Source organism: Streptomyces sp. NPDC055239, assembly GCF_053606205.1.
Map to the genome: position 1 here is coordinate 911,912 of NZ_JBSGRD010000001.1, position 22,512 is coordinate 934,423.

Annotated in this window: 8 protein-coding genes and 1 pseudogene; 3 read left to right on the plus strand and 6 right to left on the minus strand. The window is 71.7% G+C overall.

Features of this window, described 5'->3' with window-relative positions:
* Positions 1-27 precede the first annotated feature (27 nt).
* Positions 28-1,500 (minus strand): DUF6056 family protein, encoded by a 1,473-nt coding sequence (locus ACWFRJ_RS03745; protein ID WP_453524559.1) that lies wholly within the window; start codon positions 1,498-1,500, stop codon positions 28-30.
* A 185-nt stretch (positions 1,501-1,685) separates the two neighbouring features.
* Between ACWFRJ_RS03745 and ACWFRJ_RS03750 the strand changes: the two genes are divergently transcribed.
* Together ACWFRJ_RS03750 and ACWFRJ_RS03755 are read left to right on the plus strand one after the other, a co-directional pair.
* Positions 1,686-3,155, plus strand: coding sequence for a glycosyltransferase (locus ACWFRJ_RS03750; protein WP_453525059.1), 1,470 nt, complete (start codon positions 1,686-1,688; stop codon positions 3,153-3,155).
* A gap of 118 nt (positions 3,156-3,273) precedes the next feature.
* Entirely contained in the window at positions 3,274-5,403 is a 2,130-nt protein-coding gene (locus ACWFRJ_RS03755) for a PIG-L family deacetylase (protein ID WP_453524560.1), read from the plus strand.
* 211 nt (positions 5,404-5,614) lie between these two features.
* Here the strand turns inward: ACWFRJ_RS03755 and ACWFRJ_RS03760 are convergent, their stop codons facing one another.
* Both ACWFRJ_RS03760 and ACWFRJ_RS03765 read right to left on the minus strand, forming a co-directional pair.
* Complete coding sequence (locus ACWFRJ_RS03760; protein ID WP_453524561.1) at positions 5,615-6,589, minus strand: cupin domain-containing protein; 975 nt, start codon at positions 6,587-6,589, stop codon at positions 5,615-5,617.
* Positions 6,590-6,629: 40 nt separating this feature from the next.
* Positions 6,630-7,538, minus strand: a complete 909-nt coding sequence (locus ACWFRJ_RS03765; protein ID WP_453524562.1) for a zinc-binding dehydrogenase — start codon at positions 7,536-7,538, stop codon at positions 6,630-6,632.
* Between the two features lie 214 nt (positions 7,539-7,752).
* On the opposite strand from ACWFRJ_RS03765, the pseudogene ACWFRJ_RS03770 reads away from it, so the two are divergent.
* Positions 7,753-7,896 (plus strand): annotated as a pseudogene (locus tag ACWFRJ_RS03770) (FAD-dependent oxidoreductase); the annotation flags it as partial.
* Between the two features lie 139 nt (positions 7,897-8,035).
* Here ACWFRJ_RS03770 and ACWFRJ_RS03775 read toward each other — a convergent pair.
* From ACWFRJ_RS03775 to ACWFRJ_RS03785, 3 genes are read right to left on the minus strand one after another with little or no spacing between them, the layout of a single operon-like run.
* On the minus strand, positions 8,036-8,905 hold the full coding sequence (locus tag ACWFRJ_RS03775) for a TauD/TfdA dioxygenase family protein (RefSeq protein WP_453524563.1): 870 nt from the start codon (positions 8,903-8,905) through the stop codon (positions 8,036-8,038).
* Positions 8,906-8,955: 50 nt separating this feature from the next.
* On the minus strand, positions 8,956-18,270 hold the full coding sequence (locus tag ACWFRJ_RS03780; RefSeq protein ID WP_453524564.1) for an amino acid adenylation domain-containing protein: 9,315 nt from the start codon (positions 18,268-18,270) through the stop codon (positions 8,956-8,958).
* Positions 18,270-22,112 carry a non-ribosomal peptide synthetase gene (locus ACWFRJ_RS03785; protein WP_453524565.1) on the minus strand — a complete coding sequence of 1,281 codons (3,843 nt, stop codon included), beginning with the start codon at positions 22,110-22,112 and terminating at the stop codon, positions 18,270-18,272. The genes ACWFRJ_RS03780 and ACWFRJ_RS03785 overlap by 1 nt, the downstream gene beginning before the upstream one ends.
* Between the last annotated feature and the right edge of the window lie 400 nt (positions 22,113-22,512).

Consider the following 22,512-nt stretch of genomic DNA (forward strand, 5'->3'; position numbering starts at 1 on the left):
AGCGGCACCGCTGAAAGAGCCCACTGATCAGGGCAGCTCGGAAGCCTGAGTGATGCGCTGCACCTGGTAGTAGTCGGCGATGCAGGAGGCGGGCCACTTCGCGCGCCCGCCGTGGCGGAACGGTTCGGTCATCTTGCTGAGCGGCAGCGGTTTGTACGGCAGGGCCTGGATGCCGGCCGCGGCCTGACTCCGCATCCAGCGATTCTGACGATCCCAGCCGTGGGCATGGGTGATCATGTCGGATCCGAGGCCCCCGAGTGACACGGTGAGGGCGATACAGACGGCGGCGCACACCACGGCCCCGCAGACCAGGGCCGGTCCGGTGCGTCGGACTCGGCCCCGCAAGGCGCGGCCGGTGAGGGTGCCGACGTACACGAGGAGCAGGATGTAGAGCAGCAGATAGTCGTTCCACAGCCGCGTCGACGTCACCACCGTCTCCCCGAAGACGGGGTAGGTGATCACCGTGCAGAGATAGCCGGAGACGAGCAGGACGCAGATGCCCGCCCCGGCCACAAGGGCGTCCGTCCGGCCGGGAGCGGGACGGCTTTGGGGGAAGCGGCTCAGCAGGCCGAGGCTGACCCCCACCGCGATGGCTCCCAAGTACGGCCAGGTGGCCAGAAGTTGGGAGGTGATCTCGCCGAACCCGTGCAAGGAGGCGAGGAGCGAGTCGGGGGTGAGCATCGTCGACGCGTGCTTCCTCTCCCGCCGGTGCAGCGAGCCTGGCGAAGTGTAGAGGAACACGCCGCCGATGACGATGCTCGCGATTCCGGCGGCGCAGCACACGCGGAGAAAGCGACGACGTGTTCCCGGGAAGGCACGGCCGCTCACCAGCAGCGCGCACGCCAGGGCGACCGAGGCGACGATGCTGGTCTCCTCCGAGAGGAGACCCAGGGATACTCCTGTGACGACGACGGTGAGCAGGGCCAGGATCTTCGCCCGCCGAGATGTCGCGCGCAGGACGGGGACGGCGGCGGCGCAGGCGAACACCGGGGGCAGGGTGTGCGAGACGGAGGCGGCCGGCCAGTAGAACGTCTTGTACGTGTTGGGCGAGCCGAACAGGAACAAGGCGGTCACCATGGACGCCACCAGGAGCGGGACTCCCCGCGGAGTTGTGCTGCGTGCCGCGTGCAGCACGGTGGTGACCAGGGCCCACAGGAGCGCGAGTACGAGCACGCCGCTGACGGGTGCGAACCATTGCTGGCCCGCATCGCCGAACCGCGCGTAGGACCACACCAGCACCGCGTTGACGAGGCGTCCGTTGTCGTGGAGGTAGAACTTCCCCACCATCGCGGAGAGTCCGCCGTCGCGCACCACCGGCAGGAAACACCAGTCGTCTCCGCCGGGACGCACCCACCGGGCGTTCCACACCGCGAAGGCGAACACGGCGAGCGGCAGGAGCGAAAGGAGCCCCAGCCACGCGGGGGCCCGCCGCCACATCGCACGGGTATCCGGAATTTCTCCGGCGCGCTGGCCCTGGACAGCCTTTTCCGGCGCTTGCACCACAGGCTGCTCCCCTTCTCCAGCGATCCGATGAAGGAAAAGTCTCTCCCCTGGCGTCCTCGTGCGTACAGATCTCACGTCGACGCACAGCATTTTCTTACCGTCGTCTTGAAGTGCCCTTAAGAAAATACGGAATCGTGGCGGTCGCGGTCGGCAAGGTCGCACTCACACCCGCAGGGGGGCGAATGGACGAGTGTCAGATCTCGGTCGTTGTGCCGTGTTTCAACGAGGAAGAAGTGATCAATACCTTTCACTGTGCGCTGACGTCGGTCCTTGAAGAGACGCAGCGATCTTTCGAGATCTGTTACGTCGATGACGGAAGCCGCGACACGACCCGTGTCCAGCTGCGTGCCCTCGCCGCTGCGGACCAGCGCGTGCGCTACCTGTCCTTCAGCCGGAATTTCGGCAAGGAAGCGGCCATGCTCGCGGGACTGCGCATGTCACGCGGCGCCGCCGTGGCCCTCATGGACGCCGACCTGCAGCATCCGCCCGGACTTCTGCACCGCATGCTGGAACTGCGGCACCACGGATACGATCAGGTTGTTGCCCGCCGTGACCGCTCGGGCGAGGGCATGCTGCGCAAGGCCGTCAGTTCGGCGTACTACCGCTCCATGGGCCGGTGCATGGATGTCGATGTCATCGACGGGGAGGGCGACTTCAGGCTCCTGTCGCGCAGGGCCGTCGACGCGGTGCTCGCTCTGCCGGAAGCCAACCGGTTTTCCAAGGGGATCTTTTCCTGGATCGGCTTCGACACTGTCAGTTTCAGCTATCACAACGTCAACCGCGTCGCCGGGCGCTCGAAATGGGGCGGCCGGAGCCTCCTCAACTACGGTATCGACGGCCTCATCTCCTTCAACAGCCGCCCACTGCGTCTGGTCATCTACGTCGGACTCACCCTCGCGTTCACGGCGTTCGCGTACGCACTCTGGATCGCCGCAGAAGTCGTCGTACACGGGGTGGAAGTGCCGGGCTTCGCCACCCTGTTGATCGCCATCGTGGCCTTGGGGGGCATCCAGCTCGCGACACTCGGGGTCATCGGTGAATACGTCGGCCGCATCTACGGGGAGACGAAACGCCGCCCGCTCTACGTGGTGCGCGAGACCGACGAGAACGCACACTGGGCGCGCACCGTTCCCGCCGCCGGAAGCAGTCCACCTCCCCTGGTGGACCCGGCCGCGCGGCCGAAGGTCCCGGTTCCCGGACGCGCTGGCCTGCGCGCCCGGCGGCAGTTCCTCGTCTTCGCGTCGATCGGAATCGTCAACACCGCCGTATACATGGGTGTGTACGTCTCGCTCAACCGTTGGATCCCATACCTTTTCGCTCACGGCATCGGCTTCGCGGTCAGTATCCTCGGTTCATTCCTGCTGAATACCTATCTCACCTGCCGTACGAGGCCGACCTGGCATGCCTTCTTCCGCTTCCCGCTGTCGGGCCTCGTCAATATGGTGTTCAGCGGTGCGCTCCTCTTCCTGGGTGTGCACTCCTTGGGAATGGGGAAGGACATCACGGCGCTGGTAGCAGGTGTACTCGCCACGCCCTTCTCGTTCCTGATCGCACGCTGGGCAATAAATTCCGGAAATGCGCGCGCCCGCCAGCAGGATGCCGACTGGACCCCTGCGCCCGACAGGCCCGAAGAACTCATGAGAAATGGGTAAGTTCCCCGTTCCGGGAGTCACTTGTTTTGCATTCTTGTCTGGTGACACCTCTTTGTGATGCGGAATCGCTTCTGGGGGCCGATGAGCGCCGCGCGGCGGCAGGTGAGGGTGTGGGGTCATGGTGGATGACGGGGCGAAGCCGGGGCCGTCGTATGTGGTGACACGTCGACAAGTGCTCGCAAGCGGCCTCGGTGCTCTCGCCGGCGCCACGGTCGCCGGGTGCGGCCCCGGCGGGCGTTCCGGTGCCCCGGTGGCGCCGGTCCACGCCGTCGACCCGTACGCGACCGGTTCCTTTGCCGCGGCGGGGAAGGGCTTGCTGCTTCAAGTCATCGCCCACCCCGACGACGACCTGTTCTTCATGAACCCCCAGTGCAGCCAACTGCTGTCCGCGGGGGTGCCGGTGGTCACCGTCGTGGTCACGGCAGGGGAGTCCTCAGGCCGCAACCGCGTGCCTCATCAGCTCGCCCCGGTGGCCACCGACAAGCCGGGCTACTCCGGCGCCCGGCAACAAGGCATGCGACAGGCGTACGCAGAGATGCTCGGCCTGGACCGCTTCACCCTCTGGCAGCGCACGGTCCTGGCCCTGCCGCACGGAGTAAGAGCGGAGACGGACGGGCTCGCGGCGGGCGATCGCCGGGCGCGGCTGATCTTCCTCAACATCGCCATGCGCGGTGACAGGGGTGTGCGCCTGCCCGCCCTGTGGGACACCCCGGGCGCGGTCATGCGCACCGTGGAGGCGACCGACTCCCCGGTCTCCCTGGTGTACGCCTACGACCACCGGACCCTGGTCGACGTGCTTGCCCGGCTCATGGACCGCTTCCGACCCACCGTCGTCCACACCATGGATCCCGATCCCGACTACCAGGTGCACGACGCGAGCCACCCGAAGGGCAGCGACCAGCCGCACTTTTCCGATCACCGCGACCACACCCCGACGGCCCTGTTCACCTGGAAGGCGTTGTCCCAGTGGGTGGCCGACTCCAACCGGCGCGACGGGCACGCCCCGCGCTTCGCCACTGTGGCCTTCCGCGGCTACTACAACCAACGTTGGCCGCACAACCTCCCGCCCACCGTCCTCGCGCGGAAGGTTCGCTATATCGCGGCGTACGGGGGCGGCCCGGGGTGGGAGTGCCACGACCCCGCCGGCTGCGGCGACTACAGCCAGGGCGGCGCCCACGCCCTCACCAGTCGCAAGGGCTGGGCCCGCAGCACTCATCCGCGCTATCCGGGACCGCTGGCCGTGCCGGCCACCGACCACGCAGGCCGGATCGTCGCCTACGGAGTGCTCGGCACCCAGGCCGTCCGCTGGCGGGAGACCGCGCTTGGCAGCGGGCACTTCGGGACCCCGCAGAACCTCGGGGGCGGACCGCTGGCGCCGACCCTGTCCGCGGTGGTCGACGCGGCCGCACGCCACCTGCTCTTCGGGCTCCGCTTCTCCGCCCTTGACGGCCAAGGCCGTGCCGATACACGGGAGATCGTCGTCCTGGAGCAACATGAGCCGGACGGGACCTTCGGGCCCTGGCGACGGCTCGGTACTCCTGACACCGACGCCGAGCGGGGACGGCGGGTCGGCTGCCCGGTGGCCGTGGCCACCCCGGATCACCGCGTCCACCTCTTCGCCCGCACGGCCGCCCAGGACCTGGCCACACGCATCCGAAAGGCCTCCGGCCGGTGGGGCCCCTGGCACCACCTTGGCGGAGGACAGGTCCAGGACGGACTGACCGTCGTCCTCGATACGACGGGACGGATTCATGTCTACGCCGCCGGACATGACGCCGTGCACCACTGGGCCCAGGACCGGCCGGGCGGACCGGTCACCGCTCGCCCGCGTACGGGCTCGCAGGTCCCGGCCGGCGCGCCGGCCGCGGCGCTCGAACCGGACGGACACATCGCTCTCATCTACCGCACCCCGGCCGCGGCAACGCCGTACACATACGGTCCCTCGGCCCACGCGGCTGGAACTCCGCTGCCACACTTCACCGGCTACGAGCCCGTCACCGCACATGTAGCCACAGAACCCGGCGGAGGAAGGACCGTGCCTTTACTGCTCGGCCTGGACGACGGTGGCCAGGCCCAGATCCAGTTCGGGACTGCCGTCGACGCCCGTCCAATGACCGCCCCGGGCCGCCCGGTCACCGTGGGCACACCCTCACTCCTGGCCCCGCACGGAGGCCCCTTGTCGGTTATGGGAATGTCACCCGACACCACGCCATGGATCTGGCGGCCGCAGACCGCTCCGCAGGCATGAGAACGGTGCCGACCGGCCCTGGACGGAACACGCATCCGCACCACCCGGTTCGCGGCCGTCTTCCGCGACAGCCCGTAACGACGTCGCAAGCGAGCTGCGTTCAGCGAGGTGCTCAACACGGCAGTGGAGAAAGGGCACTTCACAGAGAGTTCAGACACCAGCCGCAAAGCAGCCGGATGATCACGTGCTGGCCGCTGGGGCGGCCTGCTCGTCATGCTCGCGGAGCATCCGCATGACGGTGGCGGGCGACGGGCTCTGCCCCTTCTTCGCGCCGGCGAAGTCGGGAACGGTACTCGCCCGGGGGCATGCCTCGGGCACGTCGGAAGGCACGGCTGAAAGCGTGCGGCGAGGCGTAGCCGACCGCGCCGGAGATCGACTCGACCGGCTCGTCGGTGTCGCGGAGCCGGACGGACGCCAGGTCCATGCGCCACTGCGTCACGTATGCGCCCGGCGTCTGTCCGAGCGCGGACCGGAAGCGCCTGGACAGCGTCGTGCGGGAGACCGCTGTCGCGGCCGCCAGGGACTCGGTGGTCCAGGGGTGTTCCGGCCGGGCGTGGACACATGCCAGGGCGTCACGTACGACCGGATCACGCATCGCGCCCAGCCATGAGCCGGACTGCTCCTCCGGGTGGCGGGCCAGCCAGACGCGTACGAACTGGATGAGCAGAAGGTCGACGATGCTGTTGACGGCGGCGGTGGTGCCGATCTGCGGCTGCGCGAGCTCCGCCGTGAGCAGCTCGACGGTCTTTGTGAGCTGTGTGTTCTCCCGGCTCGTGACGTGCATCGGCCGAGGGAGGGAGGTGAGCACCGGCGTGCTCACCTCCGGGTCCTGCTCATAGCGCAGGACGAGCACCTCCGTCTGCGCCGGCGTCGAGCCCAGGTGGAGGGGGCTGCCGTCGGTGAGGGCCTGGTCCGTCGCTTTCCGGTCACAGGGACTCATCGTCGTACTGGACCCGTCGGCTATCCCGTGGGCGGTGCCCGGCGGCAGCAGGACGGCGTCTCCTGCCTGCATCTCCAGGGGTTTCTCGCCCGGGACGTGGAGCCACATCGTGCCGCGGGACACCACGTGCAGTGCCGCTCCCGGAGAGGAGTCCAGCCACAGGCCCCAGGTTCCTCCGGCCTTCAGCACGACCCCGAGTGCCCCTCGCGCACCCGCTACACGCAAGGCCTCCGTGAGTACGTCCATCGTTCCATTCTCGTCGACGGGGGTCGGACCATGACGGGCGTCAGACCACGTCAAGCACGATCTTTCCGTGCACCTTCCGCGCGAACAGTGCCTGGACGGCGTCGTTCACGTCCTGCCAGTCGCCTCGCAGTCCGACCGGTGCCGAGAGCCTCCCGGCGGCCATGAGCCTCAGCAGGTCCGTCAGCTCCCCGCTGGTCGGCGTCATGTCGCCGTAGGTGGCGATGCTGCGGGGTTCGCCGAAGCCGAACAGGACCCCTGACGGGAACGTGGTGTCCTGCCCCGAGGAGTAACCGACCACGTGGATGGTGCCGCCCTCGGCGAGGGAACTCCATGCCTGGGCCACCAGCGGCCCACCGACCGTGTCCAGGACGAGGTCGAACCGGCACTCGGTCTCGGCCAGGTCGGTCAGGACCTTGTCGGCCCCGAGTTCGCGGAGCCCGGCGGCCCGGTCCGGCGAACCCACCAGTGCCGTCACCCGGGCGCCCGCCAGCGCCGCCAACTGGACGGCGAAATGCCCCACGCCCCCGCTGGCGCCGGTGATCAGGACGTCGCGCGCCAGCAGGGAACGCTTGCGCAGCACCCGCAGCGCGGTGACTCCGGCGATCCCCAGTGCGGCACCGTCGGCCAGATCCACGCCCTCGGGGACGATGCCGAGCGAGGCGGGGCTGACTGCCACCCGCTCCGCCCAGGCGTGGGAAGTCATCCCCAGCGCGACGCGCGTACCTTCGGGTGGCCCCGAGCCGTCGGATGCGGCGCGCACCACGACGCCGGCCGCGTCGTGACCGTGCACAGCGCCGGCCGGCCACTGGCGCACGTAATTCAGCTCTCCGAAGTTGAGACCGATGTGCCGTATCTCGACCAATGCCTCGTCGCTGGACGGCACGGGCTCATCGACATCGGCGAAGCGGACGGGGCCGGTCTCGCCGTGATCGACCACAAGGGCGCGCATGGGTGTGTTTCCTTCTCTCGTGGATGCGCCTGAGCACTCGGCGCGGCAGTGGACGGAGTGCGCGAATGCCGCACTGCCGCCTCCTTGAAACCCTATGCAGGACCGGCGCAGCGACCAGCCCCGTGAGAGCCGATCAGTTGACGATCTGTATCAGTGCTGCTCGCGCGCGGCGTCTAGCTGCGGCGTTGGCTGTCCTCCCGCGGCATCCGACACCGTGATCATCGGTGCCGGTCTCGCCGGCCGCGCCTGCGCGATGGACCTGTCGCGCGCCGGACAGCGCGTCACGCTGCTGGAGGCATCCGATGCGGTCGGCGGACGGATGCGCACCGACCACAAGGACGGCTTCCGGCTCGACCGGGCCCCTGCGCTGCCTCGACCGGGTCCGGGATGACCTTCACGACGAACTGCTCGCGCCGCTGAGCCGGCCGAACACGACCAGCTCGCGGGACTGCTCATCCGCCTGCTGGACCACCACACCGGGGCGTCCTGATGGCCTGTCAGCTCTTGAGGCGGCCGCCGTTGATGGCGACGCGCCGGCCGTAGCGCGTGTGGGGGTAGTAGTCGTACGTCGCGTGGTGCTGGACGCAGCGGTTGTCCCAGAAGACCAGGGACCCTGGGGTCCAGCGGACCCGGCAGGTCAGCAGCGGGCGCTGTGCCACGGTGGTGAACAGCATGTCCAGGACGGCCCGGCTCTCGTCGGCGGACAGCTGCGGGATGCGGGCCACGTACGCCTGGTTGACGTAGAGGATCGGCCGGTCTGTCTCGGGGTGGCGCACGATCAGCGGGTGTTCGCTGACCGGGACCTCGTAGTTCGGCGGGATGGCGTAGCCCTTGAAGCTCTGCGCGCCGTCGTGCACTGCGGTCAGGCCGACCAGCAGGCCGCGCATCGTGGGTGACAGCATCTCGTAGGCCAGGTGCATGTTGGCGAACAGGGTGTCGCCGCCGCTGCCGCCCTCTGGTATCTCGGTGATGTAGAGCATCGAGCCGAGGGAGGGCTCCAGATCGGCGGTGCCGTCGGCGTGCCAGGCGTTGCCCGCGACGTTCGCCGCGGCCGTGCTGGTCCGGATTTCCAGGACGTACGGGTCGCCCTCGGGCGGGGGAGGGTTGACCGGACGCAGCTCACCGAAGTACGAGGCGAAGGACTTGTGATCGTCCACGGAGAGGTCCTGGTCCCGGAAGACCAGGACATGGTGGTCGAGGAACGCGGTTTTGATCTCGGCCAGTTGGTCGTCGGTGAGTCGGGACAGGTCCACACCGGAGACCTCGGCCCCGATGACGGGGGTGAGCGGAGCCACCGAGATCTGTCGGTAGTCCCTCGGCTCCCTGGTGGTGACGGCCTGGAGCGCGTCCAGCTCGTACTGTTCCATCGCTTCCTCCTCGGTGGTGGGCGGTTCGGCGGTTGTGCGGGTCCGGCGGCTCAGTTCTCCGGTGGCGGTCCGTCGGCCGCCGCGTTGATCGCGTCCGCCACGGCCTCGATGTGCGGTGACCGCACCGCGCCGTAGTGCGTCGTCGGGAGCACCTCCGCTTCCGCCGTCTTCGGCAGGAAAGTCCTCCAGCGCATGAGCTGTTCGCGCGGGGTGCCGAGCGAGGGGAGACCTTCGGTGGACTGCTCCGCGAGCCACAGCCGGGTCGCGGTCGCCGTGAGCGGTGAGACCTGGTGTCCGGCCATGCTGCGCAGGTTGTCCCGGCAGCAGCGGGCGAGGCGGTCTGCGTAGCCTGCGGCCTGCTCCGAGGAGCGGGCACTCTCGCCGCCGAGGCCGATTTCCGCCTCGAACACCGTCTTCAACTGGGTCTCGTCGTACGCCTGGAAGACGGCACCGCTGCCGGGAGGCGGCGGGTCAAGGAGGTGCAGGGACCGGGCCGGACTTTCGGCCGCCTCGGCCCAAGCGGCCATTTCCGCCGCCACCCAGGCGCCGAAGGACCACCCCGCCAGGTGCCACCGCCACTCGGTGTCGGGGAAGCGGGCCCGCAGCGCCTCGGCGTACCGGTGGGCGCGCTCGGCGAGTGTCCACCGGGGCGCGTCCGGCTGCCGCAGCCCTGGGTCGGCGATCAGGGCGACGGTCGTACCGGGGCTGAGCGCGGAGGCCAGGGACCGGTAGGACTGGATGTCGCCGCCGACCGGATGCACCAGGCACACCACATCGCGCCCCGCTCCTCGCTGCCACACCTCCAGGGGCACGGTCCGCGGGTCCTGCCGCTGTCCGGGGTCCGCGCTCCGCGCCTCGTCCAGCCGTGTCACGACCTCCGTCAGGCTCACCCGGTGGCTCAGGGAGGCGAGGTCGAGTTCGACGCCGAAGTGCTCGTCGACCGTTTCGATCAGATTGAGCAGCGTGAGGGAGTCCGCCCCCAGGTCGTACAGCGACTGGTCCGGGTCGAGGTGTTCCACACCCAGCCAGGAGGACAGCCGTTCGGTCAGCAGACCAGGGACGTCCGCGCTCGCGTCGGCCGCCTCGGCCGCGGGGGAGGGGGAAGTACCGGCTCCGGTGTAGAAGACTCGCGAGTCCGCCAGGTCGGTGGTGGACACCAGCAGATGCGGCAGCCGCAGGTCCAGGGCGCGGGCGAGGACCCGCTGTCCCTCCGCGACGGTGAGGCCCACCTGAAGATGCGCCCGGTGCCGGGGGTCGGTGGGCAGCGCGCGGACCGCCATGCCGGTCTCCCGCCACACATCCCAGTCGACGGCGACCCGCGCGGTGCCGCTCTCCTCCCCGGGGGCGTGGTGGGCGAAGGCGCCGAGCACCGCGTTGGCGGCCGCGTAGTCGAACTGACCCACTCCGCCAAGACCGGCGGACATGGAGGAGCAGTACAGGGCGAGAGCGGGCCGGTACCGCTCGATGAGGAGCTCCATCAGCAGCGCCCCCCGGAGCTTCGCGGCGAGGGCGGCGGGCACTGGCGTGGTGTCGCGCCGGGCGATCAGCCCGCCGGCGGCGACGCCCGCCGCGTGCACCAGCGAGACCGGCCGTGCGGTGCGGGAGGCGATACGGTCCGCGATCCGCCTCGGGGTCTCGGCCGCGAGATCGGCCTCGATCGTCTCCACCCGATCCGCCCAGCGGGCGAGCGCCTCGGGCAGCTTCGGACTCCGGGCCAGCAGCAGGACACGGCCCTTGGTGTGCTCAAGGAGCCAGCCCGCGACGGCGGTACCCAGGCCGCCGGTGCCGCCGAGCACCAGATGGTCACCGTCCTCCAGCACGGCAGGCACCCGCGGGTCGGCGGCGGCCCGCACCGGCAGGGTGACCGATTCCCACCAGTGCCCCTGACGCAGCGCCAACTGCCGAGGCAGCGGTTCCGCTTCGTCCGGTTCCTCGGACAGCAGGGCGGCGAGCGGCGTTGCCCAGGCGTGCGGGCCCGGGACGTCCACCCAGTGGCCCGGCGGCGCACCCTCTTGGGGAGCGACCTCGGTGACGCCGGCGAGCAGGGCCGCCTCGGGCCGCTCGACCGTGCCGTGCACCGGCCGGCTTCCGCAGGACAGCCAGCATGGCCGCAGCCGTGCGGCCAGGGAGCGGCCAGCGACCGCGCGGACCAGCGCGGCGGGCGTGTCCAGACAGGCCCACACCGCCCGGTCGAGGGCCTTGGTGCCGACCGGCCCGTCGATCCCCAGCGGCAGCGTGTGCAGCCAGTCGATACCGCCGGCGCCGTCCTCCTCCAGGGCGTCGAGCACCCGCTCCAACTGGTCCGGATCGGCCGGGTCCGCCGCGAAGAGGTCGGTCCCGAGCCGGGCGTAGCCCTCGGCGGCGCCGACCCACATCACGCGCCGGTGCGTCGTGCGGAAGGCCTCCAGCACGGCGGGATCGGGCGGCCCCTCGGCGACGACGACCAGCACCCGTGGGGTCGCGGTGCGGGGCGGTCCCGCGCTCCGCAGCCGGACCCACTGCGGCTGGTGCAACCACTCCTGCTCCGGACGGCGCGCGGGCACACCGGGCGCCCCGGTGGCCTCCGGTGCCTCGGATGCCGGGGCGGCCCGGGAGGGCACGGGTCCCGAGAGCGCGGGCTCCGGCGCAAGTCCCGAGGGGGCGTGCTCCGCGGTCGCCGGAGCCGCGCGCGGGAAGTCGTAGTCGTCGAGGTGGAACGCGGGCGGCGGGAAGTCCCAGGGAGCCTGCGCGGGACCGTCCGGCCACAGGAGAGTGCCGCCCGCCAGCCATAGCTCGGCGAGCGCGGAAGCGGGTTGGTCCGCCGCCCGCGTGGCCGGTTGGGCGGCCCCCGCCGAGCCCGTCGTGTCGGCCGGGGTGCGGTTGGCGGACCGCAGCCAAGTGGCGGCGGAAGCCGGATCGTGGCACACCCCGGCGATCCGCAGCCCGGCCTGCGGCCGTCCGGCCTGGAGGTGCCGCAGCACTTGGCCGAAGGCGTCGGGGCGGCGCTCCAGGAAGCCGGCGATACGAGCCGCGTCCGCGCGCAGCGCCTCCGCGTCGGGGGCGGAGAGCACGAGCAGCGGGACCGGATCGTCGGCAGCGGGCGCTGGCGCCCGGTCGGCGGCCTCCAGCACCAGATGCGCGTTCGTGCCGCCGATGCCGAAGCTGCTCACAGCGGCCACCCGCTCCCTGCCCTCGGGCCAGGGAGCGGACTCGGCGGGAACGTGGAACGCCGCCGGACCGGGGCCGATCTCCGGATTGAGCGCCCGGAAACCGGGCGTCGGCGGGATGACGCCGTGGTGGACGGAGAGGACCGCCCGGATGAGGCCCACCACGCCTGCTGCCGCGCCGAGATGGCCGATCTGGCTCTTGACCGAGGAAAGGACGAGGCGGTCCGTGTCCGCGACGTCGAGCGCCTGGCGCAGGGCTCCCGCCTCCACCGGATCGCCGAGCCGGGTGCCGGTGCCGTGTGCCTCCACGTAGCCGATGTCGGAGCCGCGGCGGCCGCTGCGGCGCAGCGCGGTGCGGATCACCTCGCGCTGCCCGGCGAGCGAGGGGGCGCTGTAACTGAGCTTCGCCGCACCGTCGTTGTTCACGGCCGAGCCGCTGATCACCGCGTAAACCGTGTCACCGTCCTCCCGTGCCCGGCTCAGCGGCTTGAGGACGACCACTCCGGAGCCGCTGCCTCCGACCGTGCCGCCGGCGTCGTCGCTGAAGGGCCGGCAGTGGCCGTCGGCGGAGAAGATGTGCTGCGGGCGGTAGCGGTAGCCCTCGGACATTCCGGTGTCGACGAGCACACCGCCCGCGAGCATCACCCCGGCATCCCCCTGCCGCAGCAGGCCCGCCGCGAGGTGCACGGCCACGAGCGAACTGGAGCACGCCGTCTGGGCGGTGAGGACCGGGCCGGTGAGCCCCAGGTGATAGGCCGCCTTGGTGGCGAGGAAGTCCTTGTCGTGGTGGAGGGCCAGTTGGAAGCCGTCCGGGAGCTGAGCGGTGTCGCCTTCGCGCAGCATGGCCTGGAAGTAGGTGTTCTCCCCGGCTCCCGCCACCAGCCCGGCCCGCACGGCGGCGGGATCGCTGATCCCGGCGTGGGCGAGCGCCTCGACGCACGTCATCAGCAACTGCCGCTGCTGGGGGTCCATCAGCCGGGCCTCCCGGCGGCTGATGCCGAACCGCTCCGGGTCGAAGGCGAGCAGACCGGCCGGCTGGCTCCTGGCCCCCACCAGGCCATCCGCCGCCTCGAAGTGCTCGATGCCGCTGCGCCCGGTGACCACCAGGTCCCAGAAGGCGGCCAGATCCGGAGCGCCCGCCGTACGCACGGCCATCCCGATGACCGCCACCGGATCCCCGGCCGCGATGGCCTCGACGGCATCTACGGCTTCCACGGCTTCCACGGCCTCTGAGGCGGGGGAGCCGTCGGGAGCAGTGGCCGGCTGCACATCCTCCAGGAACCGGGCCAGCTCCCGGACGGTGACCTGCTCGAACAGGTCGGCGACGGTGAAGCGCAGGCCGAGTTCGGTCGTGCAGCGCAGGTGGAACCGCATCAGGTCGAGGCTGGAGGCACCCGCGGCGAAGTACGTCTGGTCCCGGCCGATGGAAGCGCCGGTGACCTCGGTGAACAGCGCGGCGAGCGCTGCCTCGCGCCCGGCGGGCGGCGGGGCGGCGGACAGGCCGCCGCCCAGTTCCGTGCCCGGGGCGCGCAGCGCGGCCCGCCGGTCCGTCTTCCCGCTCGGCGTACGCGGCAGTCGGGTCAGCAGCCGGAAGCGGTCCACCCGGGCGTGCGCGGGCAGCAGCCCCGCCAGATGCTCCCGCAGCGCCGCGGAACCGGGCGCCGTACCCCGGCTTTCCAAGCACGCGACCAGCGCCGAACCGTCGAGCGCCACCGCGGCTGCGGCGACCGCGGGATGCCGCAGCAGTGCCTCCTCGACCTGGCCCGGCTCCAGTCGGTGACCGCTCAGCTTGATCTGCTCGTCCGCACGGCCCAGCCAGTGCAGCAGCCCGGCCCGGTCGAACCTGGCCAGGTCGCCGCTGCGGTGGAACAGTCCCTCGCCCGGCAGTTCGGTGAACCGCTCCCGGTTCAGCGGCGGGTCGTCCAGATAGCAGGGCGTGTCGATGACGCCGCCGATCAGCAGCTCCCCGGCCTGGCCGGGCGGCACCGGCAGCCCTGCCTCGTCGACGACGCGCAGCAGTGCGCCTCCGATCGGGCGGCCGATGGCGGGGCGGTCCGGCCACCGCGCAGGATCGCCCTCCAGGCACAGGCTGCTCACGACGTGGGTCTCGGTGGGGCCGTAGTGGTTGAACAGCCGGGCTTCCGGCAGCCCGGCGAACCACCGGCGCACGGCGTCGGTGCACACCAGCTGCTCGCCCGCGGTGATCACCTCACGGAGGCGGGCGGGGTAGCGGCCCAGGTGCACGGCGTGCTCGGCCAGCATCCGCAGCGCCACATAGGGCAGGTACAGCCGCTCGATGCCGGCGGACTCCAACTGGTCGAGCAGTGCGGGCATCTCGTGCCGCAAGGCGGGTTGCAGCAGGTGCAGTCTGCCGCCGGTGCACAGAGTGCCGAAGATCTCCTGGAAGGACACGTCGAACGACAGCATGGAGAACTGCTGGGTGGCGGCCGGGGCACCCGGACCGTCCGACTCGGCCTGCCAGCACAGGAGATTGCACAGGGTGCGGTCGAAGACTCTTACCCCCTTGGGTGTTCCGGTGGAACCCGAGGTGAAGAGGGTGTAGAGCGGCCGCGCCCCCTGATGCGCGGGCTGCGGCGGGACAGCCGCATCCGAGAGGATCACCGGGTGCCGCGCGGTTCCGCCCGGATCGACCGCGTCGAACTCCGGCCGGTCACCCGGCGGCAGCAGCACGCAGACTGGATCGGTCAGCTCCAGGACCTGCCGCAGCAGCGCGGCCGGGTAGGAGGGATCGAGCGGTACGGCGGTGACGTTGAGCCGCGCGAGGGCGAGCAGCGCCACCACGTGCTCGGTGGACGGTTCGAGGAACAGCGCTATGTGGCAGGGCTGTTGGCCGTCCGGCAGTGCGTAGGTCTCCCGCAGTTCCGCCGCCAGCGCGGCGGCGTGGGCATCGAGCGCGGCGTAGTCCAGCGTCCCGCCGCCGGACACCACAGCGGGCGCCGATGGGGTCAGCGCCACCTGCCGGGCGAATCCCTCGGCCACGGTCGTCCAGGAGGGGACGGCCGGTGGGTCGCCGCCCGGCCGGGCCCAGCGGGCGCGGTAGGGGGCGACCAGATCGGCCGGGGTGCCGCCGCCGTCTTCCGTGAGGGCGGCGAGCGCCTGGTGGAAGAGCCCCGTAAGGGCCTTGGCCCGGTCCTCGTCGAGGTGCTCGGCCGCAAACTCCCACAGGCACTCCAGGCCGTCAGGGCGCTGCACCACAGAGAGGGTCACGGGGCACTTCGCCTCGGCCGGTACCGGCCACAGCGGCCGGGAGGCGCAGCCAGGAAGGGAGAGCGCGTCGAAGTCCGTGTTCTCCAGCACGAACAGGAAGTCGAAGGGCGGCCGGCCGCCCTTCGCCGCGGTCCGCTCCCGCAGGACATCGGCGAGCGCCACGTCCTGCTGTTCCATGGTCTGCCGGACCTCCCCGCCCAGCCGCAGCACCTGCTGCCGGAGATCCTCGCGCGGGGCCACGGTCACCGGGAGCAGGAGGGTGTTGGCGAACATGCCGACGCTGTCCTCGAACTCCCGCACCGGCCGCCCCGCGACCGGCGCCGCGATCCGCGGCCGGGTCCGGCCGGTCACCCCGTACAGCGCCCAGGAGTAGACCGCCAGCAGCACCTGGAAGCGGGTCAGGCCGAGTTCGCCGCACAGCCGGTCGAGTGCCGTACGGGCCGCGGGGTCCACGGATGTACGCAGCAGGGTGGCGGGCGAGGGCCCGGCGGGGGAGGGGGACGCCGGATCGTCCCCGTAGGCAGGCGGGAGCGGTTCGGGGTCCTCGCCGAGCGCGGCGTAGTGGGCCAGCAGCGCGTCGCGCTGCGCCGCGTAGCCAGGGCCGGAGTGCCAACTGCTCTGCCAGACGGCGAAGTCGAGAGGCGTGGGTGCGGCGGACGGCTGCGTCGCTGTGTCGTCCCGCCCGTCGAGCGCGGCGGCGTACCCGGCCGACAGATCCCGCAACAGCACATTGGTCGACCAGCCGTCGACGGCGATGTGGTGCAGATGGAGCAGCAGCGTGCCCCCTTCCTGGCCCTCGGGCTCTTGCCGCCCGTCCGACGCGGGGAGCCAGCACGCGCGCAGCATCCGCGGCCTGTCCAGCTCGAACGGCTCGGCGCGAAAGGCCTCGTGCACCTCCTGCGGCTCCCGCGCGACCCAGGCGTCCGGAGGGTCCGTCCACGGGTCGTACGGTTCCCCCACGGTCTGCCGCAGCCCGTCCGCCGTCGCCTCGAACCCCGTGCGCAACGCCGGATGACGGACGACAAGACCGGCCAGCGCCCGCCGCAGCGCGCACGGATCGACGGCGCCCTCGACACGGAAGGCGAAGAGCACGTCGTACGCCCGCGAGCGCGGGGACCGCTGCTGGAGCAGCCACAGCCGCTGCTGCTCGCTCGTCGCGGGGGCCGAGCGGGCACCGGCCACCGTGACCGGGGGAGGGCCCGCCGCGTCCGCCTGCCCCGGGTCCGCCGCCGCGACCGCCTCGGCGACGTCACCGAGCGTGCCGTGCAGCACCAGGCTCTGCGGAAGTTCGCGCCCGAAGCGGCGGCGGATCTCGAAGCGCAGCCGGAGGGCCTTGAGCGAGTCTCCGCCGCAGGCGATCCACCGGTCACCCGCTCCCGGATCCGGAACGCCCAGCACGGCGCCCGCCAGCTCCAGGACCTCGCCCCGCACACCGCCTACCGCCTCGGTGCTGTCGGAGGCCGGCCGCCACGGCGGGTCCGTGCGGGCAAGCAGCGCGGCCCGGTCCACCTTGCCGTTGGCGTTCAGCGGGAGTGCCGCCACCCGGTACAGATGGTGTGGCCGCAGAGAGGCCGGGAGCCCCGCGGCCAGGTGGCGGTCGAACTCCTCCCAGGACAGCCCGTCGTCCACCACGAGGTAGCACAGGAGCTCCTGCGGACCGCTCTCGCCGGAGCGCCGGGTACACACGAACGCCTGCCGTACGGCCGGGTGTTCCGTAATGTGCTGCTCCAGCTCTCCGGGCTCCACCCGGAAGCCGCGGATCTTCACCTGGCGGTCGGCACGCCCGACGTACACGAGGTCGCCGTGCTCGTCCCGGCGCACCAGATCACCGGTGCGGTAGTGCCGGACACAAGCGCCGTCGTTCCCAGGGAGGGTCACGAAGCGGCGCGCGGTCTCCTCCGGCAGGTTGCGGTATCCGGCGGCGAGTCCGGCGCCGGACAGCAGGAGTTCGGCCACCTCACCGGCCGCCGCGGGCCGGGTGCTGTCCGGCACCACCAGCGCGGTCCCGTTCTCCGCCAGCGGGCCTCCGATCGGCACCACCGGTGCGTCGAAGTCCCGCGGTATCGGATGGCACAGCGCGAACGTGGTGGACTCGGTGGGCCCGTAGATGTTGTGCAGTTGGGTGCGGCTGCCGGGGTTGTCCCGGTACCAGCGGCGCACCAGCCGGGCGTTGAGCGCCTCCCCGCCGACGAACAGCCGCTCGAGCCCGGAGAAGCAGTCCGGCACGGTGTCGACGACCGCGTGGAAGAGCGCCGTGGTGACGAAGGCGGCGTCGACCCGGCGGCGCACCAGGACCTCAGCCAGCCGCTCCGGTGTCTGGACCTCCTCGTCGCCGAGGATCACGCAGCAGCCGCCGGTCAGCAGCGGCACCCACACCTCGAAGCTGAGCGCGTCGAACGCGGGGTTCGCCAGACACCCGAAGCGGGCGCCCGGCCGCGGAACGAGCAGGCCGGACCGGGCCAGCCGCAGGATGCCCGCGTCCCGGACCTCCACGCCCTTGGGACGGCCGCTGGTCCCCGAGGTGTAGAAGAGGAAGGAGACGGCGGGAGCGGTCACTGGTGGCTCGGGCACGTCCTGCGTCTTGCCTCCGGAGGCGAGCAGCTCCTCCGCGAACAGCGGCCGCACCCCCGCGGGCAGTTCCCGCGGCCGGTCCCCGCCGTGGATGAACACCCCGGCGCCGGAGTCGGTCAGCATGCGGTCGCGCCGGACCGGTGGACTCGCCAGATCCACCGGAACGACGCAGGCCCCCAGCCGCAGCACGCCCAGCATCACGCAGACCAACTGCCAGGAGCGGGGCACCCCGACGCAGACCGCGTCCCCGGGCCGCACTCCGTGATCCCGGAGCGCGGTCGCGACGCTCGCGGCCCGCGCGTCGAGACCGGCGTAGTCGAGCGTCACCTCGCTGTCGCTGACTGCCGGCGCCCGTGGGCTGCGGCGGGACTGCTCGTACACGGCCCGGGCCAGGCCGCCGGAAAGAGTGGTCGAAGGCATCAGACCTCGCGCGGGGTGGTCGTATCGGTATCGGCCGCCGGGCGGGACAGCGCCGCCAGCTGCCGGGTGATCAGTTCGGCGATGTGCGGAACCCCGTCGCCCTCCAGCACGTCCCAGTGGCCGCCCGCTGTCTGCTCGACGGCGAAGCCGCCCAGTGCCCGGTCCCGCCAGAAGCCGCGGACCGCCTCACCCGCCCCGGCGTCGCCGGACTCCTGCTCCGCTGCCTGGACGAACACCAGCGGGGCGCGGGACGGCCCCGGGTCGTACTCCCGGGCGGCCGCGCGGTTGTGGTTGTAGACCTGGAAGTACCGTTCGATCTGCGCATCGTCGATGCCCGGGTACATTCCGTTGAACCGGACGAGCTTGTCCCGGAACTCCGCACGGTCCACCGGCGCGAGGGCGGCGCGCAGCTCCGCGTCGTCCGTGCCGTAGGTGTCGAGCAGAACCGCGGCCACCCGGCTGTGCCCCGTCTCCGCAAGGCGCCGCCCCATCTCGTGCGCGACCAGGCCGCCGTAGCTCAGCCCACACAGCACCAGAGCCTCGCCGGGTTCTGGCCGCACCAGACTCAGATAGCGCTCGGCCATGGCCTCCACGGACAGCAGCGGGCTCTCCCCCGGGGCGAGCCCCGGAGCCTGGATGCCCTGCACCCCGATCTCCTCCGGGAGCGCCGTGGCCAGCGGCAGATAGCAGAAGGCGGTACCGCCGGCCGGATGCACGCACACCAGGCGCTGTCCGCCGCGGCCCGCGCGGAACTCCACAAGACCGTCGTCCGGCCGTGCCGGCGCGCGGGTCCGCAGCCGGGCGGCGAGACGCTCGATGGTCGGGTGCTGGAGTATCTCGCGGATCGGCAGGGCGGTCCCGAACTCCTCCTGGATCAGGTGCGCCACCTTGATCGCCGACAGGGATGTGCCGCCGACCGTGAAGAAGTCGTCCCCGATCCCGAACCCGGGGTGCACAAGGACCCGCCGCCAGATCCGGTGCAGTGCCATCTCCACCCGGTCTCGCGGAGCCAGGGTGTTGACCTGGTCGGTCCTGGACGCGCGGGCCCGGTCGAGGACCGACCGGCGGTCCAGCTTCCCGCTGCGGTTCAGCGGCAGCCGGTCGAAGACGGCGAACAGCGCGGGAATCATGTAGTCCGGCAGCCGCCCGGACAGCGCCGTACGCCATCCGTCGGCCGACGGCGCCTGCCCGTCGCCGCAGCCGACTCCGGCGACCAGCCGCAGCTCGCCCGACTCGTCACTGTCGGCGAGGACCACCGCCTCGACCACACCGGGCAACTCCTTTATCGCCGCGGCGACTTCCCCAGGCTCGATCCGGAACCCGCGCAGCTTCACCTGGTCGTCGGTCCGGCCCAGGAACTCGATGTCGCCGTCCCCCAGCCAGCGAGCCAGGTCGCCGGTGCGGTAGACGGTCTCCCCGGGCAGGAACGGGTCGGGCAGGAAACGCTCCTCGGTCAGGTCGGGCCGGTTCAGATACCCGGCCGTCACCCCCGCGCCACCGATCAGGACCTCGCCCGCGACGCCGGGCGGCACCGGCTCGAACCGCCCGTCGACCAGGTAGATCCGGGTGTTGTCCACGGGGCGGCCGATGGGGCACGACCGCTCCACCGCCTGCGGGTCGTTGTGCGTGACGCTGTAGACCGTGGTCTCGGTCGGCCCGTAGACGTAGGCGATCCGCAGCCCCGGCAGGGCCTCCCGCATCCGGTGCAGCGCCGTCTCCGGCAACGGCTCCGCACCCGTGGCCAGTTGGCGCAGCCGCAGACCGTGCAGCCGGGTCTTCGGGTCCTCGTCGATCCAGGTGATGTAGGAGGCAGGCAGCCAGGCGTGCACGATCGCGTGCTCGCGCATCCAGGAGAGCAGCGCCGCCGGGTCGCCGCGCAGGGCGTCCGGCACGAGATGAAGCGCGGCGCCGGTGGTGAGCGGCAGGAACAGCTCGTGCACGGAAGCGTCGAAGCCCGTGCTCGCCCAGGCCGAGGACGCCTCCCCGGGCGTGGCGCCGTAGTGGAAAAGCCAGTTGTCGAGGAGATTGACCACATTGCCGTGGGTGGCGGCGACGCCCTTGGGGCGGCCGGTCGAGCCCGACGTGTAGATCACGTAGGCCAGTTGGGCCGGGACGCTTCCGCGGCCCGGCCGTTCCTGCGACGCGCCCTCGGCCTCCACGGCCGTCAACGACAGCCAGGGGCCCGGCGGATCGGGCACGTCGCCGAGGATCAGCGCGGGGCGGGCCTCCTCGACGATGGAGGCGAGTCGGCCCGCGGGCTGGCCGGGGTCGAGCGGGAGGTAGGCCGCGCCCGCCTTCAGAACCCCCCAGATCCCCACCATCAGCTCCGCCGTGCGTCCGCAGTGCAGACCGACCACCTGGCCGGGACCGATACCGCGGGCGAGCAGGGCGTGGGCGAGCCGGTTGGCCCGCCGGTCGAGCCCGGCGTAGTCCAGCCGCGCATCCTCGCTGACCACGGCGGTGGCGTCCGGCCGAACCCGCACCTGCTCCTCGAAGCGCTCCACGAGTCCGGTCGCGGGAGCCGGGGTCACCCGCCCCCTGCCCTGCGCCAGCAGCGCGCCGCGCTCCTCCTCGTCGAGCAGCGACAGCGCGCTGACGGCACGCTCCGGACTCTCCGCGAGCTGGGCCAGCACCCGTTCCAGGTAGCGGACGAACCGCCGGACCGTCCCGTGGTCGAACAGGGCCCGCGCGTAGTCCAGATGGCCGACCAGGCCGTCGCCCTCCCGGTTCAGGAACAGCGCGAGGTCGAACTTGGCGGGCGGGCAGGGCGGATCGAGCGGCTCGGTCTCCAGACCTGCCAACTCCAGCGGATTCTGCCGCGCCGGACCCCAGGCCAGCATCGTCTGGAACAGCGGGGTGTGGGAGGTGCTGCGCCGCGGGTTGACTGCCTGCACCACCTGTTCGAACGGCAGCTCCTGGTGCGCGCGCCCTCCCTGAACCGCCGTGCGGAGCCTGCGGAGCGCCTCGGTCCCCGTCGGGTCGCCGGACAGATCGGCCCTGATGGCGAGGGAGTTGACGAAGAAGCCGATCAGGTCGGCGGTCTCGGTGCCGCGGCCCGCCACTGGAATGCCGACAACGATGTCGGTCTCCGCGGTGAGCCGGGACAGCAGGATGTGCCAGCCGGTGAGCACGGCAGTGAAGAGGGTGGTGTCCTCCCGGTGGGCGAGGGCCCGCAGGGGCGCGATCAGCTCGGGCCCGAGGCGGACCGCGACCCTGCCCCCCTCGTGGTGCTGCTCCCGCGGCCGCGGCCGGTCCGCCGGCGGAGTCGTCAGCGCCGGTGCGCCGAGCAAATTCTCCTGCCAGAAGGCGGCCTGCGCGGCGGCCTCCTCGCTCTCGGCCCAGGCGCGCTGCCTGCGCGCGTGGTCGGTGAAACGGACGGGCAGCTCGGGCAGCGGGTCCGGATCGCCGTGCATCAACGCGCCGTAGAGGGCGCCCAGTTCCCTCAGCAGGATCGCCATGGAGGTGCCGTCGAAGACCGAGTGATGCACGGTCACCAGCAGCACATGCTCCGACGGGCTGAGGACGAGCAGCTGTCCGCGGGCCGGTGGGCCGTTCCGTAGATCGAGCGGGATCTCGCCTTCCGCCCGCTGCCGTTCGGCCAGCCGGGCGGCCACATCGGGGGACCCGCTCAGGTCCTCCACCGTCAGCGCGAACCCGGCCTCCGGCGGAGCGGTCTCCTGGTGGGCCTCCCCGTCCACGTCGACGAACCGGGTCCGCAGCGTCTCGTGCCGGGCCACCACCAGATCCAGGGCCCGGGCGAGCAGCGCCCGGTCCAGCGGCCCCCGCAAGCGGAAGGCCATCGCCTCGTTGTACGCGGTCCCGCCTCCGTCCGCCTGAGCCATGGCCCAAAGGCGCTGCTGTCCGAAGGACAACGGGGCTGGTGAGCCGGAGTGTTGACCGCCGGGAGTGGCGCCTTGGGGTGTACGTGTCGCCGACAAGGGTGTCCCTTCTGCGTCGGTGCGGACGGCCCGGCCAAGGGGTGAGGGGCCGGGCGGCCGAACAGTGGGGGAGGGGCGCGGGAGCGGGCAGATCGGCGGTCGACCGGCCGACGCTCCGGCGCCGGCTGCGGTGAAGCCGGGAGGGAAGGATTTCCGTGGTGAAGCGGAACGGTGGCATGAGCAGAAGGGCCGCACGGCGGGACGTGGTGGTCGTGGCCTTGTTGGATCACCCGGGCAAGCCTCATCATTCGACAGAGGCTCACGGTGTGTCAATGGTGGCCGGACCGCCGGAAATACCGCGCCC

Excerpts from the sequence above, each read along its gene's own strand:
- ACWFRJ_RS03775 (WP_453524563.1), bottom strand. The coding sequence starts at position 8,905 with ATGGAACAGTACGAGCTGGACGCGCTCCAGGCCGTCACCACCAGGGAG.
- ACWFRJ_RS03750 (WP_453525059.1), top strand. The coding sequence starts at position 1,686 with ATGGACGAGTGTCAGATCTCGGTCGTTGTGCCGTGTTTCAACGAGGAA.
- ACWFRJ_RS03780 (WP_453524564.1), bottom strand. The coding sequence starts at position 18,270 with ATGCCTTCGACCACTCTTTCCGGCGGCCTGGCCCGGGCCGTGTACGAG.
- ACWFRJ_RS03765 (WP_453524562.1), bottom strand. The coding sequence starts at position 7,538 with ATGCGCGCCCTTGTGGTCGATCACGGCGAGACCGGCCCCGTCCGCTTC.
- ACWFRJ_RS03785 (WP_453524565.1), bottom strand. The coding sequence starts at position 22,112 with ATGGCTCAGGCGGACGGAGGCGGGACCGCGTACAACGAGGCGATGGCC.
- ACWFRJ_RS03760 (WP_453524561.1), bottom strand. The coding sequence starts at position 6,589 with ATGGACGTACTCACGGAGGCCTTGCGTGTAGCGGGTGCGCGAGGGGCA.
- ACWFRJ_RS03755 (WP_453524560.1), top strand. The coding sequence starts at position 3,274 with ATGGTGGATGACGGGGCGAAGCCGGGGCCGTCGTATGTGGTGACACGT.